Origin of the sequence: uncultured Thalassolituus sp. (assembly GCF_950066645.1) — a bacterium.
Taxonomy (GTDB): domain Bacteria; phylum Pseudomonadota; class Gammaproteobacteria; order Pseudomonadales; family Oceanobacteraceae; genus Thalassolituus.
Genome location: NZ_CATMFB010000011.1, coordinates 112002 through 128660 on the forward strand (window position 1 = coordinate 112002; position 16659 = coordinate 128660).

Here is a 16659-nt window from a genome sequence, read left to right on the forward strand (position 1 = left end):
CTGTTAGCGTGCGGAAAGCGTTTCCTTAACCAGTCTTGGTGTAATGAACACCAGCAACTCACTCTTCGATTCTTCCTGACTGGTGTAACGGAACAGAGCTCCGATCAGAGGAAGATCACCAAAGAACGGTGTCTTTTTAATCGAGATAACTTCTTCTGAGCGGAAGATACCACCCAGCACAATGGTCTCTCCGTTTTCGACCAGCACCTGAGTTTCAACGGCATTAGTGTTGATCGATGGCCCAGCAGAGGTCAATTCACCGACGGAGTCCTGATTCACTACCAGATCCATAATGATCCGATCATCTGGCGTGATTTGAGGAGTCACTTCCAGGCGCAGAACAGCAGACTTAAATGCGACGTTTGCAGCACCGCTGGAGCTGGCCTGAAGGTATGGAATTTCAGTACCGGACTCAATAGACGCTGTCTGGCCATCCGCAGTGATCACGCGAGGCTGAGATACGATCTCTGCACGACCTTCCGTTTCGATTGCTGAGAGCTCAAGATCGAGCAGGAAGTCGGCGGTCTGGTAACCGATTGCAAGTGCTGAAGCACTCGTGTCAGTCACTCCGAAATTAATAATATCCGAATCTTCCAGATCAATGGTCTGATCAGACGAACCATTTGTAGCACGATCGAACAGGATCTGATTCGATTCTGTCAGGGTCGTCTTGCTACCACCAAAAGTTGTCCAGTTATCTCCATTGTCCTTAAAGCCTGCACCACCCCACTGTACGCCCAGCTCTTCTCCAACACTGGTATTGGCAACCACGATACGCGCTTCGATCAGCACCTGACGCACAGGTACATCAAGCATAGACAGAGCCTCGCGGACCTTTTCCAGATTGGCGGCGGTGTCTTTCATGAGAAGGGTGTTTGTACGCTCATCGACAACGGCAGTGCCTCGCTCGGAAAGCAGGCCGTCTTCGGAGGTCAGCAGTTTAGAGAGATCAGCAGCTTTCGCATACTTCAGCTGCATATATTCAGTCGCCAGAGGTGCAAGCTCTTCAACCTGACGAACTGCCTCAAGCTCAACTTTTTCCCGAGCTGCAATTTCAGCAGCAGGTGCAATCAGAAGAACTGAGCCCATCTGACGCTGCCCAAGGCCTTTGGTCTTCAGCACAAGATCAAGCGCCTGATCCCAGGGCACGTTCTGCAGGCGCAGAGTAATGTTGCCGTTCACTGAATCAGAAGCCACCAGGTTCAGACCAGTAAAATCTGCAATCAGCTGAAGAACCGCGCGGACTTCAATGTTCTGGAAGTTAAGAGACAGCTTCTCGCCAGTGAAAGGGAACTGCTTCTGCTGCACACTTTCTTCATCTTCAGCAGGCTTAGAAACGTTGATCGATAGCAGCTTGTCTGTCTGATAGGCAAGATATTCGAATTCGGAACTCTGAGGCTCGATCACGATACGGGTCATACCCTCCGACCCACGAGCATCTACATATTTTACTGGTGTAGCAAAATCGGTCACATCCAGGCGACGACTCAGAGCATCAGGCAGCGCAACACCACTAAGGTCAGCAATAATGCGACTACCTTCCCGGCGGATATTTGCTGACGCGCGAGAATCACTCAGCATGATCTGAACCTGGCCTTCGCCCTGGTTGCCACGGCGGAAGTCAACGTTGACGACTTTCATTCCATTCGCATTGACCTGCTGGCCTGTCGCTGATGTCTGTGAATTACCGGCAAACTGATTATCACTGGCAGCCTCACCTACACGCACCAGAAGACGATTACCATCCACTGACGTGGTGTAATTCACCAATTGGTTCAGGTTGATAACAAGACGTGCACGATCTTTCGCCTCAACCACAGTTGCACTGCGGGCGTTACCATTGCCAATGTCATGACGCTTTGACTGAAGTGCACTCTCTACACCCGGCATATCCAGCGCGATACGCGCAGGCTTTTCAATCGTATAGCCACTGACCTCTGGGGGAGTACCGTCAAACACCAGCTCGAGCTCGGTTACATCGCCAGCAGCTGTTGAGAAATTAAGATCAGTCAGGGTGACTGCTGAGACGTTAGCAGCAATTACCGCCAGCGCACCGGCAGCCACTCTGCTAAACAGGCGGATTCCTTTAGTGAATGTCATACTTATTCTCCTGCCAATCCATCAAGCGCCAAAGTTCTCGGGCGCTCGATCCAGCCACCCATACCGTTAGGAACAATTTCAATTAAATTAATACGATTGTCAGCTATTGAGACAATCCGACCATGATTCTGGCCCATATATTCGCCTTCTCTTACGCGAACTACGCCACCACTGCCATCGCGGATTAGTGCCCACAGGTCTCCACTGGGCTTCTGCAACGTCCCGACCATCGCCAGCTCACCAATCGCGAATTGCTCCAGATACTCGCGAGCACGATCCATATCAGGCCTCACAGTGCCCATGTTTGTATTCAGCTTAACTTCTGAATCTTCGACCACAGGCTGCCCGAATGGGGACCTCAGGGCTGAAGCGCTGTAGCTGAAGTATTCATAAGGCTTGAACTCTGGAATTGGTTCAACACGTCCTCGCGGCGTTGACAACACCTTAGAAACAAACTGTTTGAGGTCAGAAGTATCCGCTGTCTGAATACACCCAGTGAGAAGTGACGCGACCACCAGGGTGCCGACTGTTAAAACTCTCATCGCTTCGCTCCCTTGCCACCAGGTGCAGCCGGTTTAGCATCGGCATCATACTGATAGGTTTTCGCAAGAATTTTCATAGACAGGCGATCAGACTTCCCGTCTTTTTTAATAGAAAAATCGTGCAGAGTTACGATACGGGGCAGAGCCGCGACTGCTGAAACAAACGCCCCCATCTCGTGGTATCCACCTACCACTTCGATATCAATCGGCAGCTCATTATAAAACTCAGTCGCAACGATTGCCCGAGGGTCGATCGCCCTCAGTTCGAGACCTGAATTCAAAGCAGCAGCACTGATATCATCAATCAACCCGGGAACTTCTGTATCTCGCGGAAGCTGTTTCAAGAGCGAACCAAACGTCGTCTCCATTTCGGTCATCTGAGCCTTGTACTCTTCCAGATTCGCTACCCGGAACGCTTTGGATTCGAAGTCTTTTTTCAGCTTCACTTCCTGGTTCTGTGCCGAAGCCAGTCGATCCCGCTCATCAAGCACAGCAAGAAAGTAGCCCATCGTACCAATAGCAGCCACAACTGAGACACAGAGAACGGCCTTACCGATAATCGGCCAGGACCCCATGTTATTCCAGTCGATGTCATTGGGATCAAAGCTGCGGATCTGCTCAAGAGTGTCTGCGAGGAAATTGTTATCAGCCATTTCAGCTCTCCCCCTCTTCTTCACTCTTAGGTTCAATACGGGTCATGATAATCTCGAACTCATTCACACCCTGCCCCTTAGCCTCGACCTTAAGAAGCGAGGGATTCATAAACCAGTCCGACCGATCGAAGTTACGCATCAGTGCTGACACCCGATTATTCGATCCTGCCACCCCTTTCACACGCACTTTATTACCGCTGACATTGACCTCGGTAAAATAGAGTTCATCGGGAACAGCACGGGCTACCTCATCAAAAACACGGACAATTACGGGGCGATTCCCCTGCAGATTCTGAATCAGTTCCATGCGTTCAATCAGCTGGTTACGCGTTTCGCGCAAGGCCAGAATTTCTGAAATCTGCGCATCCAGCACTTTGGTTTCTTTACGTAGGTAGTTATTACGGGTGTCCTGGGCCGAAACAGCACCACTGTAGAACTGCACCGCCATAAACACACCAACAAGAGAGAGCGCAACAACACCGCCCAGGACAACATAGAACGCTTTATTACGGGTTTCCCGCAGTTCTTCACGCCAGGGGAGAAGGTTAATATTTGCCATCAGTCAAAACTCCTCATTGCCAGGCCAGCAGCGATCATGAGTGATGGCGCATCATTTGCCAGCAAGCTCGCGTTCACTTTCTGCGACAGCGTCATGCTGATAAAAGGGTTCGCTACTGCCGCGGGCGTACCTATGGTCTGCTGAACCATTTCCGGAAGGCCTGGTATAGATGAGGTACCACCAGCCAGAATAATGTAATCCACATCATTGAACTGGCTTGAGGAATAGAAAAACTGCAGGGAACGACTGACCTGTTGAACAACCGCACGACGGAATGGATCAAGCACCTCCGCCTCATAGTCATCCGGCACACCGCCTTCCAGCTTTGCTCGCTGAGCATCTTCTTCGCTCAGACCATAGCGCCGCATAATATCTTCGGTCAGCTGACGTCCACCGAACAGCTGCTCGCGGGTATAGATAGACTTACCGTTGTGCATAACACTGAGTGTTGTCATGGTCGCACCGATATCGACAACAGCCACAGTTTCGACGTCGTCACCGGGAACCTGTGCCTCCAGCAATGAGAACGCACGTTCGGTACAGAAGGCTTCTACGTCAACGCAGCTGACTTCCAGACCAGCAATCTCGACAGAATCTTTGCGGCGCTCAACCGTTTCAGAGCGACACGCAGCAAGAAGTACGTCAATCATGTCCGGAGACTTCTCGCTCGGACCGGTCACTTCCCAATCGAGAGCAACTTCTTCCAGCGGATATGGAATATATTGATCAGCTTCGGCACGGATCTGCATATCAAGCTCATCCTCTTTCAGGCCTGAGCTCATCTGCACGGTTTTCGTGATCACCGCTGAGCCGGCAACAGCCAGCGCGACATGCTTAGTATTCGAACGCGAACGGGAAACTGCCTTCCGGATAGCTTCGCCAACGGCTTCTTCATTATTGATACTTTGCTCTACAACAGCATTCGGCGGCAGTGCTTCGGTTGCATATGCCTCGACCTGGTAGCGCTCCCCCTGGCGACTAAGCTCAAGCACTTTGACGGACGTTGAACTGATGTCCACTCCCAGAAGCGCCTTATTCTTCTTCTTAAACAGGCTGGCCAGCACGAGAAAATCCCCTTCTGTTTCGCGAACTTGCGGGCACAAGCTCACACAGATCCTATATAGTTGGAGTCATTATAAGCACAATCCTGCGAAAAGGACAAAAAACGCTTATAATGCTGCACCCCGCATAATAGCTGGGTTTTCACTAATATAACGATCTTTTTTATATGAATATGGCGTCACCATTCCTCAAGGTTATTTTTTGGCTGATATTGTCTATCACAGCGGGTACAGGAATGGCGATTTCTGCCGTATATCTTTATCTCGCTCCCACTTTACCTGATGCAGAAACGCTTAAAGAAGTAGATCTGCAGACTCCTTTGCGGATTTTCACCGCCGATGGGATGCTGATCACAGAATTCGGCGAGAAGCGGCGCAGCCCGATCAACTATGAGGACATTCCGCCGCGCTTTATCGACGCACTGCTGTCAGCGGAAGACGACGGCTTCTTCGAACACTCCGGCATTGATTTCATGGGATTGGCCCGAGCCGTCAAACAACTGGTCACCACCGGGCGCAAAAAGTCGGGTGGCAGCACCATCACCATGCAGGTCGCCAAGAACTATTACCTCTCCAGTGAGAAGACCTTCACACGTAAGTTCACAGAGATATTACTCGCCCTGAAAATCGAGCAGGTACTCAGCAAGGAAGAAATCCTGGAGCTTTACGTCAACAAGATATATCTGGGTAAACGGGCGTACGGCATTGAAGCCGCCAGTCAGGTCTATTACGGAAAGAACATCGACGAGCTGGATTTGGCACAGCTGGCGATGATTGCCGGATTACCTCAGGCACCCTCGGCAGCCAACCCCATCAATAATCCTCAGAGAGCTATATCCCGACGCAATCACGTGCTCGCACGCATGTACAACCTTGGCAAAATCTCTCAGGAAGAATTCGAAGTCGCGATACGCGAGCCTGTTGCAGCCCGCTACCATGGCGCCACGTCAGAAGTCAGCGCACCCTATGTCGCAGAAATGGTGCGCCAGGAGATGATCAGCAGGTACGGCCAGGAAGCCTACACCGCCGGGTTTAACGTTTACACCACCGTTACCAGCAAGCGTCAGTCGGCAGCGAATATGGCCCTCCAGAATGGACTCCTGCAGTACGACAGAGACCACGGTTATCGAGGCCCTTCGGGCCAGATCAAACCCGTCATCAGCAGCCCCGGCATCCCACCAGAAGATGTCACGCTGCTGGAGCAACTGGACGCTTCGGACGACATAAACTGGCCGGAAACACTGGAGCTGTGGGAAGACTTCGTGCTGCGCGAAGCCGGCTACGGCATGCTTCGTCCAGCCATCGTGGCGTCGGTTACGGAAGAGGGAGCCTGGTGCTTCACCGCGGAAGGTTTCACCTGGCTGAGTATGGATGGCATGCGCTGGGCCGCCCCATACCTGACGGTTAACTCAATCGGCGCCGCCCCCGAAACCCCGGCCGATGTGCTTTCTACCGGCGACAAAATCTGGCTGCAGGACCTGAAAGGCCAGACCCTGCTGGCTGAACCGCCGGAGGCCGAGGGCGCCCTGGTTTCGATCAACCCGCACGATGGCGCTATCCAGGCGCTGGTTGGTGGGTTTTCCGACGCCAACAACCAATTCAACCGCGTCCTTCAGGCAGAGCGCCAACCCGGCTCATCATTTAAGCCATTCATCTATAGCGCAGCACTTGAAAATGGCTTCACTACCGCCAGCATAATTAACGATGCGCCCGTGGTATTCCGCGATGCCAGCCTTGAGAGCACATGGCGACCTGAAAACTACAGCGGCAAGTTTTATGGCCCGACGCGACTACGTCAGGCTCTCTATCGCTCGCAGAATCTGGTATCTATCAGGATTCTCAAGCAGATGGGACCCGGATCTGCGGTCCGACACATCCGCAATTTCGGTTTTCCGGCAAACAAGCTGAACAAAGATCTGTCACTGGCCCTTGGCGCATCTGCCGTTACCCCTCTGGAGCTGGCAACGGGTTATGCTGTTTTCGCGAACGGTGGCTACTTAATTACTCCCTACGTAATTTCCCGGATAGAAACAGATCAGGGCGAACTGATTTATCAGGCCAACCCTGCTCTCGCAATGGATTGCCCGGACTGTATGACGGAAACCGCAGACACGGCCGATGCACTACTACCAGAGAACAATCTGGCGACACTGGTCGCAGCGTCTGAAGCAGCATTAGAGGAAGAGGCGCAGGACGATACAGCAGAGGACGATAACAAGATCGAACCCGTCTACGCCGAGCGCGTACTGAACGAGGAAAACCGCTTCCTGACCGTGAACATGATGCAGGACGTCATCCGCCGTGGCACAGGCCGCAAAGCCTTGAGCATCGGCCGTGACGACCTCGCAGGCAAGACAGGAACAACCAACGACCAGAAAGACGCCTGGTTCTCAGGCTTTAATCCTGAGCTCGTAACGACCGTCTGGGTAGGTTTCGATCAACCTCAGACACTGGGACGCTGGGCATCCGGTGGCGGGACCGCCCTGCCTATCTGGATTGAATACATGGAACAGGCGCTGCGCGGTGTTCCGCAACAGGGCTATGAACAACCGGAAGGAATCGTCACCGTGAGGATCGACCCAGAGACAGGATTACTGGCCGCCCCCGGGCAGACCGATGCCATTTTCGAATACTTCCGCTCATTCGAAGTGCCAAAAGAATATGCCCGTATCCGTCCTGAATTACCAACCGGGGATGATGGCACAGCAGCAGAAATCATCCCGGAACAACTCTTCTGAAGCAGACATAAAAAAGCCCGCAAACGCGGGCTTTTTTATCAGAAGGCAGACAAGGTCAGAGACGCATTTCTATCCCCGCGTCTGCCATAAACTTTTTCGCTTCCTGCACGGTATATTCACCAAAGTGAAAGATGCTTGCTGCCAGAACAGCATCTGCGCCCGCGACTTTCACGCCATCAACCAGGTGCTGAAGATTTCCAACACCACCCGAAGCGATGACGGGAATATTCACAGCGTCAGAGATTGCCTTGGTTACGCCCAGATCGAAGCCGGTTTTCACACCATCGCGATCCATACTGGTCAGCAGAATCTCACCCGCTCCGAATTCCGCCATTTTTACAGCCCACTCAACCGCATTAATGCCGGTCGGCTTACGACCACCGTGAGTGAAGATCTCCCAGTGATTATCTCCGACCTGCTTGGCATCAATCGCGACTACGATACATTGCGCGCCGAAGCGGTCTGACGCCGCCTTAACAAACTCGGGGTTATAAACCGCCGCCGAGTTTATCGATACTTTGTCCGCACCCGCGTTCAGCATTTTCCGGATATCCGCCAACTCGCGGATACCACCACCGACCGTCAGAGGGATAAATACCTGCTCGGCGATCGCTTCAACCATATGCACCGTGGTTTCACGCTCTTCATGACTGGCGGTAATATCAAGAAAAGTAATCTCATCTGCGCCCTGATCGTTGTAGCGTTTGGCGATCTCAACAGGGTCGCCAGCGTCACGGATACCGACAAAGTTCACGCCTTTTACGACACGACCTTTATCGACGTCCAGACAGGGAATGATTCGCTTCGCCAGTGCCATGATCAGTTACCTGTAAGTTTATCTGCCAATGCCTGAGCTTCAGCGACATTCAGGGTGCCTTCATAAATGGCGCGACCCGTAATCGCTCCGAGAATGCCCTGACCAGCAACCTCAGACAGCTTACGGATATCTTCAATATCCGTTACACCACCCGAGGCAATGACCGGAATACCACCCTCAACCGCCAACTGAACTGTCGCTTCGACGTTCACGCCCTGCATCATACCGTCGCGTGCAATATCGGTGTAAACGATGGCAGATACGCCGTCATTACGGAACTGCTTGGCCAGATCCACGGCCTTCACTTCAGAGACTTCAGCCCAGCCGTCAGTAGCAACATAGCCGTCCTGAGCATCCAGCCCAACAATGACAGTACCGGGAAATGCTTTGCATGCTTCCTTCACGAACTCAGGCTCTTTCACTGCCTTAGTGCCGATGATGACGTAGCTGACACCGGCCTTGATGTAGTGCTCGATGGTTTCCAGTGAGCGGATACCACCACCGATCTGAATAGGCAGACCCGGGAATTCCTTCGCAATGGCCGTCACTGCTTCGCCATTCACCGGTGTGCCGGCAAAGGCACCATTGAGATCCACCAGGTGCAGGCGACGGCAGCCGGCATCAACCCAGCGCTTCGCCATAGAAACCGGGTCATCGCCGAATACTGTTGAATCGTCCATACGGCCCTGACGCAGGCGCACACATTGGCCATCTTTCAGATCAATAGCAGGAATAACGAGCATTTGGATAACCCTTTAAATCAGTAATTCTTGAAAATTAATTGCGGACGATCAGGCCTGACCGTCCCAGTTAAGAAAGTTGCGCAACAACGCCAGACCCGCATTGTGGCTTTTCTCCGGGTGGAACTGCACAGCGAAGACATTGTCCTGCCCCATGGCAGCCGCGAAGTCGACACCGTACTGGCCATGGCCTTTCACCTGTTCAGGACGCACAGCATCCACGTAGTAGGAGTGTACGAAATAAAAACGACTTTCATCGTCTATCCCCTGCCAGAGCGGATGGTCGACCTGTCTGACAGTATTCCAGCCCATGTGCGGCACCTTCAGGCGCTCGCCGTTTTCCGTCAGGTCATCGCCAAAATAACGGACCTGCCCCGGGAACAGCCCGATGCAATCCACGCCGCCATTTTCTTCACTGCGGTCCATCAGAGCCTGCAGGCCAACACAGATGCCCAGCAGCGGTTTTGTCTTCGCGACTTCACGCACGACATCATCGATGCCCTGGTTCAGAATCTCCGCCATACAATCGCGGATGGCGCCGACACCAGGCAGAACAACATGATCCGCACGCTGAATCACTTCAGGATCGCCGGTCACCAGCACCTGAGTATCAGGCGCAACCGTCTGCAGAGCACCGTGCGCGGAATGCAGGTTGCCCATACCATAATCAATGACTGCACAGATTTTACTGGTCATACGGGCCTCTTACAGACTGCCTTTGGTGGAAGGCATTACGCCTGCCATCCGAGGGTCCAGTTCTGTTGCCATACGCAGAGCGCGACCAAATGCCTTAAAGATGGTCTCCGCCTGGTGATGCGCATTGAAACCCTTCAGGTTATCAATGTGCAGGGTGACCTTGGCATGATTCACAAAGCCCTGAAAAAACTCCCAGAACAGTTGCGTATCAAAACGCCCGATATTGCCGCGGGTGAAGTCAACTTTCATATCCAGACCCGGACGGCCAGAGAAATCGATAACAACCCGGGACAGCGCCTCATCGAGCGGCACGTAGGAGTGGCCGTATCGAACAATGCCCTTTTTATCACCAATGGCTTCTGCAAAGGCCTGGCCCAGGGTAATACCTATATCTTCGACCGTGTGGTGATCATCAATGTGAGTATCACCTTTACAGGTGATGTCGAGGTCAATCAGACCATGACGCGCAATCTGATCCAGCATGTGCTCCAGGAATGGAACACCGGTATCAAAACTGGCTTTACCAGTACCATCAAGATTGATGCTGACGGTAATCTGGGTCTCAAGCGTATTACGCTCGACTGATGCGGTGCGTGCCATGGACTTGCTCCGAACTCTCGCAAAACACAAAAGAAAGCATTATAAAGCAAAGCGCCGGAGAAAGTAGGCCGGTTCCGCCTGAATTACACGATTTCAGGCATCTAATCTGCCACCCGAATCAATCAGGAGAGCCTTGTGCCGGTAAAACTGGAACACATCACTCAGCCCACGCCCGATGACTGGAACGATCTGATCAAAATCCAGGGTGATACAAGCCCCGAAGGCCCCGTTGCCGATCCGTCAGAATGGCTCGGCGAAAACCAGTGGTATATCTGCGGACGCTTTAACGACCGGATCATCGGCGCACTGCAGGCACGCCGTTCAGGTGACCAGGTACATCTGATCCGCCCCGGCGTACGTACTATTACTCAGCGACGGGGAGTTCTGCATCAGATGATTCACTTTATGCAGACCTGGGCGACCAGCGAAAACCTCACCCTGACGGCAGAGGCAGACTGCGCACTCAGAACAGCGCTCGAAAGTCGTGGATTCCGCCTTAATGGGGAACTGTTAGAGTACAAAGCACTCTGAAATGTGCCGACTGTTGCGCAGTCGTAACAAATTTTTGTTATATCCGACCTTCCCGCGAAGGTACTCTGCAGCCATACTGAGCAAGTGACCGGATAAAGGATAAAAAATATGCGTCATTCATTTATACAGATCTCAGGGTATCTTCTCGGTCTCCTGCTGATACTCAGTTCAACCGTGACCAGGGCACAGGAAGCCCCTCTTAGCGTCGTAGCGAACGCAACCAATGGTGTGATTACCGAGCTCGTCAAAACCAAACCGGAACAACGCGACCAGGCAATGATCGAGAAACTCGTCGAAGCCTACATTCTGCCTGCGATTGATCAGCAGAAGATCGCGATGGGAGCCCTTGGCAAGTACTGGCGCCGCGCTACACCAGAAGAGCAGCAGAGATTTATTACGGTGTTCCGTGATCGCCAGCTGCGTACCTACGGCGGTGCTTTCAAGGCATTCAGCGGCGAAACCCTCACCTACAGTGACAATATCCGCTACAGCCCTGACGGTGGTCGGGCGATTGTCAGTGGCGAATTCAAACAGACCAGCGGTACCAAAGTTCCGGTAGACTTCAAGCTCTATAAAACCAAACAGGGTGAATGGCTGGTCTATGACGCTGTCATCTCTGGCCTGAGCATTGTTACCACCTACCGTACCCAGCTGAACGACAAACTTCAGAACATGTCGATTGCCGAACTTCTGACCGAACTGGAAGAGGCGCCGGTTGAACCAGTGGAACCAATCGCCCGCAACTGACCTCATAAAGCCCCGCCCGGGGCTTTTTTTGTGAATACATACCGGTAAAGTAGCCTACAAGCGTCTACAATCTAATAACCTGTGCTCGCAAGTTCCGCGGCCGGGTCACTTTAAACGATACCGGAGGGATGGTTCGGTCCATGCAGCAGGTGCCCCCAGCACAGACATCGGAAGACCAGAGGGCAGAAGAAGGAAGTCCGGGTATAAAACTGTTTGCGTCACAATCGCTGAGACGCAGGCTGGTGCTTATCTCGCTGATGACCACAGGGCTGACCCTGATTCTGGCGAACCTTGCCTATATTTCACTCGAATACTATCTCGCCCGACAGGATACTGAGAATAAACTCCAGGTCCTTGGTGAAGTAATCTCTGAGCGGGTGACGGCCGCTCTGACGTTCAATGACAAAGCCCTGCTTGAGAGCAACCTGAATACTCTGCAGGCAGATGCTTCCATCGTCCGTGGCTGTATTTACGGCGAAGATCAGACTCTCGCCGCCAGTTATCATTCCAGAACCTACGCCAGGGACGATTGCCCGCAGTATGTGCCCAGAGTAGACACACTGCAGACCTACAACTTCGCCCGTTTTTTCACGGTTACCCGTGATCAGACGCCGATTGGCACGCTCTACATAGAAAGTAGCCGGCAGCTCCTTCTTGAGCGGTTTTACCAGTTCATGGGGTTCTCCGGGATTATCATGCTGACGGCCATTGGTCTTGCGCTGTTTCTCGCCAACAAGCTGAAAGACGTGATCTCACGCCCCATGCGCGAGTTGAGCAAAACGCTCACGCAGATTGTGAATGACAAAAATTATGGCCTCAGAGCCCGCAAAGACAGTAGCGATGAACTCGGTGACCTGGTTGATCTGTTCAACACACTGCTGAGCACCATCGACGAAGAAAACCTGTCACTGAAAGCGTCAGAGGAGCGTTTCCGTAAGCTTACCGCGCTCTCTCCGGTAGGTATTTTTCAGGTCGATCCGAATCAGAAGCTTCAGTATGTAAACCAGCGCTGGAGAGACATTCACGGATTACCAAGCGAACTGCCAGACCTCCAGGACTGGTTTGAAATGATCAATCCGAAAGATATGGTCATAGTCCAGGAAGCATGGAACCGCATGGTTTATGACCAGGAGAGTATCGCTCTGGAAATCCGCCTGGTGCGTCGTGACAACGCACATACCTGGATTCACCTGATGGCGAGTGCGCTGCACGACAGGGACGGTGTCCTGCTGGGCTACCTGGGTGCTATCTCTGACATCTCAGAACTGAAGGCCGCTCAGATCCAGATGGAGACCCTGGCCTTCTACGACCCGCTGACAGGGCTTGCTAACCGGCGTCTGTTTAAAAACCGCCTGGACAAATCCGTAAAAGCCGTGATGCGCTCGGGTAAATCCATGGCGCTGATGTTTCTGGATATGGACCAGTTCAAGCGCGTTAACGACACCCTGGGGCACGACGCTGGCGACATTCTGCTCAAAGAAGTCGCAAACCGCCTCAATAACACTGTTCGGGAAAACGACACGGTTTCCCGTATCGGCGGGGACGAATTTACCATCCTGCTGACCGATGTGAAGTCGACTCAGGACGTGCGGGTCGTCGCTGAGAAAATCCTCAAAGTCATGGCTAAACCCATCCGTGTGAAAGGACAGGACATCATCACATCGGTCAGTATCGGTATTACTTTAACGCCGGATGACTCGACAGATCTCAACACCCTGATGAAGAACGCTGACCTGGCCATGTATTCAGCCAAAGAACAGGGCCGGAATAACTTCCAGTTCTTCTCAGAAGAGATGAACCACTCCATTCTCGAGCACCTGGCACTGGAAAAGGAAATCAAAGAAGCGATCCAGCGCAACCAGTTCACCCTGCTCTTCCAGCCTAAAATCAGCCTCTTTGACTATCGTACAACCGGCGTAGAAACCCTGATCCGCTGGGAGCACCCGGACAAAGGCCTGATCACTCCGGATAACTTTATTCCGGTCGCAGAAGAAACCGGTCAGATTATTGATATCGGTAACTGGGTACTTGAGCAGGCCTGCCGCCAGATCAGTTCACTGATCCGTGAGAATGTTCTATCGTCGGAAGCTAAGGTCGCCGTCAACCTCTCGGCAAAACAGTTCGCCGATCCCCTGCTCGCGCAGCGCATCCGCAACGTGCTGGAAATCACCCGCATCCCACCACGATGCCTGGAGCTGGAGATTACCGAAAGCACACTGATGGAAGACGTAGAATCTGCGATCAAAATCATGCAGGAAATCAAAAGCACCGGCGTTTCTATCGCAATCGACGACTTCGGTACCGGATACTCTTCCCTGTCATACATCAAACGCTTCCCGATTGATGTGCTGAAAGTTGACCGTTCCTTCGTGATGGACATTCCCGAAGATAAGAACGACATGGCCATCACAGCGGCGGTCATTGCGATGGCGCACAAGCTCAGCCTGAATGTCGTCGCAGAAGGCGTCGAAACACAGGAGCAGCTGAAGTACCTGCGCCAGAATAACTGTGACGAAGGCCAGGGCTATCTGTTCAGCCGACCATTGTCCCTCGGGCAACTGCATCAGTTCCTGGTCGTTAACGACAAGCGCAGAAGCAACAGCTACGAAATCTGAGCCCATTGCGGCATACTGCGGTCAGTTTTATTGACCGCAGTTTCTATGACCAAGCAAGACACCGCCTTCAGCGACAGCGTACTCGACTGGTACCACAGTCACGGACGCAAACACCTCCCATGGCAGCAGGACATAACGCCCTATCGCGTCTGGGTCTCCGAGATCATGCTACAACAAACTCAGGTAGCGACAGTGATCCCATATTACGAACGCTTCATGACCAGCTTTCCCGATGTGTTCGCGTTAGCAGCAGCGTCACAGGACGAAGTACTGCATCACTGGACCGGACTTGGGTATTACGCCCGGGGCAGGAATCTGCACAAGTGCGCACAGACCCTTGTTGAGCATTTTAACGGCAAATTTCCCGACTCAGTTGAAGCACTGTCTGATCTGCCGGGCATTGGCCGCTCAACGGCGGGGGCCATCGCATCAATCAGCATGGGAATCCGGGCGCCCATTCTCGATGGCAACGTCAAACGCGTACTGACCCGCTTTTTTGCTGTCGAAGGCTGGCCCGGAACAACCGCCACAGAGAAACACCTCTGGTCGCTCGCAGAGCGGCTGACACCCGATCACAGCCACCAGCAATACACCCAGGCCATGATGGACATGGGGGCGACACTCTGTACCCGAAGTAAGCCTGCGTGCGGCATCTGTCCGCTCCAACCTGGCTGCGCAGGCTTTGCGACGGGCAATCCGACACAGTACCCGAACAGCAAACCAAAAAAAGAGAAACCGGTCCGCTCAACTGTCATGCTGCTGATTGAAGACCAACAGGGGCGGATTCTGTTACAGCAACGCCCTCAGAGCGGCATCTGGGGAGGGCTCTGGAGCTTCCCGGAAGTGAACAGCGCTGAAGAAGCAGAGCCCTGGCTCAACGCCAGAGGCATTACGCGCTCTGAAAGCCTGAGTCTCGCCAGCTTCAGACATACGTTCTCGCATTACCATCTGGACATCACGCCCATACATATCCAGCTGCAGCAGCCTGTACACACGGTACAGGACAGCACAGACCACTGGTACAATACCGACGCTCCCGAAAGCCTCGGACTGGCCGCACCGGTACAGAAACTGATCTCCTTACTGACTCAGGAAAGCCTATGACCCGCACCGTACAATGCCGTAAATACCAGCAGGAACTCCCCGGCCTTGCGACACCGCCCTTCCCTGGGCCTGCCGGAGAAGAAGTCTTCAGAACCGTCTCAGCGAAAGCCTGGGCGGAGTGGACTGAGCACCAGACCCGCCTGATCAACGAAAAACACCTGAACGTGATGGACCCAGACGCACGGAAATACCTGACGGAGCAGCGAGAGAAGTTCCTCAGTGGCAGCGATTTCGATCAGGCAGAGGGCTATGTTCCTGAAAACAAAGAAAAATAGTTTCAGGAAGTGTTGACAGCCTGAAGCCTTCGCGGTTTAATACGCGCCACTCGACGGACACAAGTAGTCACGTAGAGATGCCCAGATAGCTCAGTCGGTAGAGCAGGGGATTGAAAATCCCCGTGTCGGTGGTTCGATTCCGCCTCTGGGCACCACTTATTCCTATAAAGAGCCTCGCTATATGCGGGGCTTTTTATTGCCTAAGGAAAAACCACCACCACCCGTGCCGGTGAGCTGGGCGCCCCCGTTCGATTGCGCCACTGGGCACCATTTATTCCTATAAAGAGCCTCGCTTCATGCGGGGCTTTTTATTGCCTGAAAGAAACTTGAACACACCGCCACCCGTGCCGGTGAGCTGGTTCATACTGACAATAATGTCCTATCGACCCAATCCGCAGCAAAACACTTGCTAAGCAACATTTCTAGCCCTACCTTTGTATTTGTATATACATTTGATCGAACTTTTGTATATACACACTATCCAAGCACCTATAAGATACTCCTCCCCTTAAAATGGACTTGAGGAGCTTCTGACGAGTGGCGATTGAGATATCAGATGCCGTCTTACACAAGCTAAGGCTTAAGCATGGCGGCATAACCAGAAAAGATATTATGGAGTGCTTTGCAAACCGCGATCCTTCCGATGGAATGCTGAAAGACACGCGGGAAGATCACCAGACTGATCCACCTACTTTGTGGTTCGTTGGTAACACAAACAACTCCAGGCGGCTGAAAGTCGTTTTTATTTATTTCGAAGATGAAGGCAGGATCCAGATAAAAACCTGCTACGAAGCCAATGCCGAAGAGCTTCGCATCTATGAAAAATATCGCAGAGAGTGAAATCACTTTCTGGCAGATGATACAGACCCCATTATCGATAG

Annotated in this window: 16 protein-coding genes and 1 tRNA gene; 8 read left to right on the forward strand and 9 right to left on the reverse strand. The window is 52.7% G+C overall.

Annotated features, from left to right (window positions below; genetic code table 11):
- Window positions 1-3: 3 nt before the first annotated feature.
- The 5 genes from pilQ to Q1L85_RS11490 are packed head-to-tail and all read right to left on the reverse strand — an operon-like array spanning window position 4 to window position 4915.
- Entirely contained in the window at window positions 4-2100 is a 2097-nt protein-coding gene (gene pilQ, locus Q1L85_RS11470; protein WP_300427882.1) for a type IV pilus secretin PilQ, read from the reverse strand.
- Window positions 2101-2102: 2 nt separating this feature from the next.
- Window positions 2103-2642 (reverse strand): pilus assembly protein PilP, encoded by a 540-nt coding sequence (locus tag Q1L85_RS11475; protein WP_300427883.1) that lies wholly within the window; start codon window positions 2640-2642, stop codon window positions 2103-2105.
- Window positions 2639-3295, reverse strand: coding sequence for a type 4a pilus biogenesis protein PilO (locus Q1L85_RS11480; RefSeq protein ID WP_300427884.1), 657 nt, complete (start codon window positions 3293-3295; stop codon window positions 2639-2641). Before Q1L85_RS11480 ends, Q1L85_RS11475 begins: the two co-directional genes overlap by 4 nt.
- 1 nt (window position 3296) lies before the next feature.
- Window positions 3297-3854 carry a PilN domain-containing protein gene (locus Q1L85_RS11485; RefSeq protein ID WP_300427885.1) on the reverse strand — a complete coding sequence of 186 codons (558 nt, stop codon included), beginning with the start codon at window positions 3852-3854 and terminating at the stop codon, window positions 3297-3299.
- The gene (locus Q1L85_RS11490) at window positions 3854-4915 is read right to left on the reverse strand and encodes a pilus assembly protein PilM (protein WP_300433202.1); all 1062 of its coding nucleotides are present in this window, start codon (window positions 4913-4915) and stop codon (window positions 3854-3856) included. The genes Q1L85_RS11485 and Q1L85_RS11490 overlap by 1 nt, the downstream gene beginning before the upstream one ends.
- A gap of 236 nt (window positions 4916-5151) precedes the next feature.
- Between Q1L85_RS11490 and Q1L85_RS11495 the strand changes: the two genes are divergently transcribed.
- Complete coding sequence (locus Q1L85_RS11495; protein WP_300433183.1) at window positions 5152-7653, forward strand: penicillin-binding protein 1A; 2502 nt, start codon at window positions 5152-5154, stop codon at window positions 7651-7653.
- Window positions 7654-7708: 55 nt separating this feature from the next.
- On the opposite strand, the gene hisF is transcribed toward Q1L85_RS11495, so the two are convergent.
- The 4 genes from hisF to hisB are packed head-to-tail and all read right to left on the reverse strand — an operon-like array spanning window position 7709 to window position 10506.
- Complete coding sequence (gene hisF / locus Q1L85_RS11500; RefSeq protein ID WP_300427635.1) at window positions 7709-8470, reverse strand: imidazole glycerol phosphate synthase subunit HisF; 762 nt, start codon at window positions 8468-8470, stop codon at window positions 7709-7711.
- A gap of 2 nt (window positions 8471-8472) precedes the next feature.
- Window positions 8473-9213 carry a 1-(5-phosphoribosyl)-5-[(5-phosphoribosylamino)methylideneamino]imidazole-4-carboxamide isomerase gene (hisA, locus tag Q1L85_RS11505; RefSeq protein ID WP_300427633.1) on the reverse strand — a complete coding sequence of 247 codons (741 nt, stop codon included), beginning with the start codon at window positions 9211-9213 and terminating at the stop codon, window positions 8473-8475.
- A 48-nt stretch (window positions 9214-9261) separates the two neighbouring features.
- Window positions 9262-9906, reverse strand: a complete 645-nt coding sequence (gene hisH, locus Q1L85_RS11510; RefSeq protein WP_300427630.1) for an imidazole glycerol phosphate synthase subunit HisH — start codon at window positions 9904-9906, stop codon at window positions 9262-9264.
- A gap of 9 nt (window positions 9907-9915) precedes the next feature.
- Window positions 9916-10506 (reverse strand): imidazoleglycerol-phosphate dehydratase HisB, encoded by a 591-nt coding sequence (hisB, locus tag Q1L85_RS11515; protein WP_300427629.1) that lies wholly within the window; start codon window positions 10504-10506, stop codon window positions 9916-9918.
- A gap of 135 nt (window positions 10507-10641) precedes the next feature.
- On the opposite strand from hisB, the gene Q1L85_RS11520 reads away from it, so the two are divergent.
- The 7 genes from Q1L85_RS11520 to Q1L85_RS11550 all read left to right on the forward strand — a co-directional run bounded on the left by Q1L85_RS11520 (window position 10642) and on the right by Q1L85_RS11550 (window position 16618).
- Entirely contained in the window at window positions 10642-11037 is a 396-nt protein-coding gene (locus Q1L85_RS11520) for an acetyl-CoA sensor PanZ family protein (RefSeq protein ID WP_300427627.1), read from the forward strand.
- 108 nt (window positions 11038-11145) lie between these two features.
- Window positions 11146-11784, forward strand: coding sequence for an ABC transporter substrate-binding protein (locus Q1L85_RS11525; protein ID WP_300427626.1), 639 nt, complete (start codon window positions 11146-11148; stop codon window positions 11782-11784).
- Window positions 11785-11924: 140 nt separating this feature from the next.
- Window positions 11925-14399: an EAL domain-containing protein gene (locus tag Q1L85_RS11530; RefSeq protein WP_300427624.1), complete on the forward strand. Its 2475-nt coding sequence runs from the start codon at window positions 11925-11927 to the stop codon at window positions 14397-14399.
- Window positions 14400-14444: 45 nt separating this feature from the next.
- Window positions 14445-15503 carry an A/G-specific adenine glycosylase gene (mutY, locus tag Q1L85_RS11535; protein ID WP_300427622.1) on the forward strand — a complete coding sequence of 353 codons (1059 nt, stop codon included), beginning with the start codon at window positions 14445-14447 and terminating at the stop codon, window positions 15501-15503.
- Window positions 15500-15778 carry an oxidative damage protection protein gene (locus tag Q1L85_RS11540; RefSeq protein ID WP_300427621.1) on the forward strand — a complete coding sequence of 93 codons (279 nt, stop codon included), beginning with the start codon at window positions 15500-15502 and terminating at the stop codon, window positions 15776-15778. Before mutY ends, Q1L85_RS11540 begins: the two co-directional genes overlap by 4 nt.
- Before the next feature lie 79 nt (window positions 15779-15857).
- Window positions 15858-15933, forward strand: a tRNA-Phe gene (locus tag Q1L85_RS11545).
- A gap of 382 nt (window positions 15934-16315) precedes the next feature.
- Entirely contained in the window at window positions 16316-16618 is a 303-nt protein-coding gene (locus tag Q1L85_RS11550; protein WP_300433187.1) for a hypothetical protein, read from the forward strand.
- Window positions 16619-16659: the final 41 nt, after the last annotated feature.

Excerpts from the sequence above, each read along its gene's own strand:
- pilQ (WP_300427882.1), bottom strand. The coding sequence starts at position 2,100 with ATGACATTCACTAAAGGAATCCGCCTGTTTAGCAGAGTGGCTGCCGGT.
- Q1L85_RS11530 (WP_300427624.1), top strand. The coding sequence starts at position 11,925 with ATGCAGCAGGTGCCCCCAGCACAGACATCGGAAGACCAGAGGGCAGAA.
- hisB (WP_300427629.1), bottom strand. The coding sequence starts at position 10,506 with ATGGCACGCACCGCATCAGTCGAGCGTAATACGCTTGAGACCCAGATT.
- Q1L85_RS11540 (WP_300427621.1), top strand. The coding sequence starts at position 15,500 with ATGACCCGCACCGTACAATGCCGTAAATACCAGCAGGAACTCCCCGGC.
- Q1L85_RS11485 (WP_300427885.1), bottom strand. The coding sequence starts at position 3,854 with ATGGCAAATATTAACCTTCTCCCCTGGCGTGAAGAACTGCGGGAAACC.
- hisA (WP_300427633.1), bottom strand. The coding sequence starts at position 9,213 with ATGCTCGTTATTCCTGCTATTGATCTGAAAGATGGCCAATGTGTGCGC.
- Q1L85_RS11495 (WP_300433183.1), top strand. The coding sequence starts at position 5,152 with ATGGCGATTTCTGCCGTATATCTTTATCTCGCTCCCACTTTACCTGAT.
- hisF (WP_300427635.1), bottom strand. The coding sequence starts at position 8,470 with ATGGCACTGGCGAAGCGAATCATTCCCTGTCTGGACGTCGATAAAGGT.
- mutY (WP_300427622.1), top strand. The coding sequence starts at position 14,445 with ATGACCAAGCAAGACACCGCCTTCAGCGACAGCGTACTCGACTGGTAC.
- Q1L85_RS11525 (WP_300427626.1), top strand. The coding sequence starts at position 11,146 with ATGCGTCATTCATTTATACAGATCTCAGGGTATCTTCTCGGTCTCCTG.
- Q1L85_RS11475 (WP_300427883.1), bottom strand. The coding sequence starts at position 2,642 with ATGAGAGTTTTAACAGTCGGCACCCTGGTGGTCGCGTCACTTCTCACT.
- hisH (WP_300427630.1), bottom strand. The coding sequence starts at position 9,906 with ATGACCAGTAAAATCTGTGCAGTCATTGATTATGGTATGGGCAACCTG.
- Q1L85_RS11480 (WP_300427884.1), bottom strand. The coding sequence starts at position 3,295 with ATGGCTGATAACAATTTCCTCGCAGACACTCTTGAGCAGATCCGCAGC.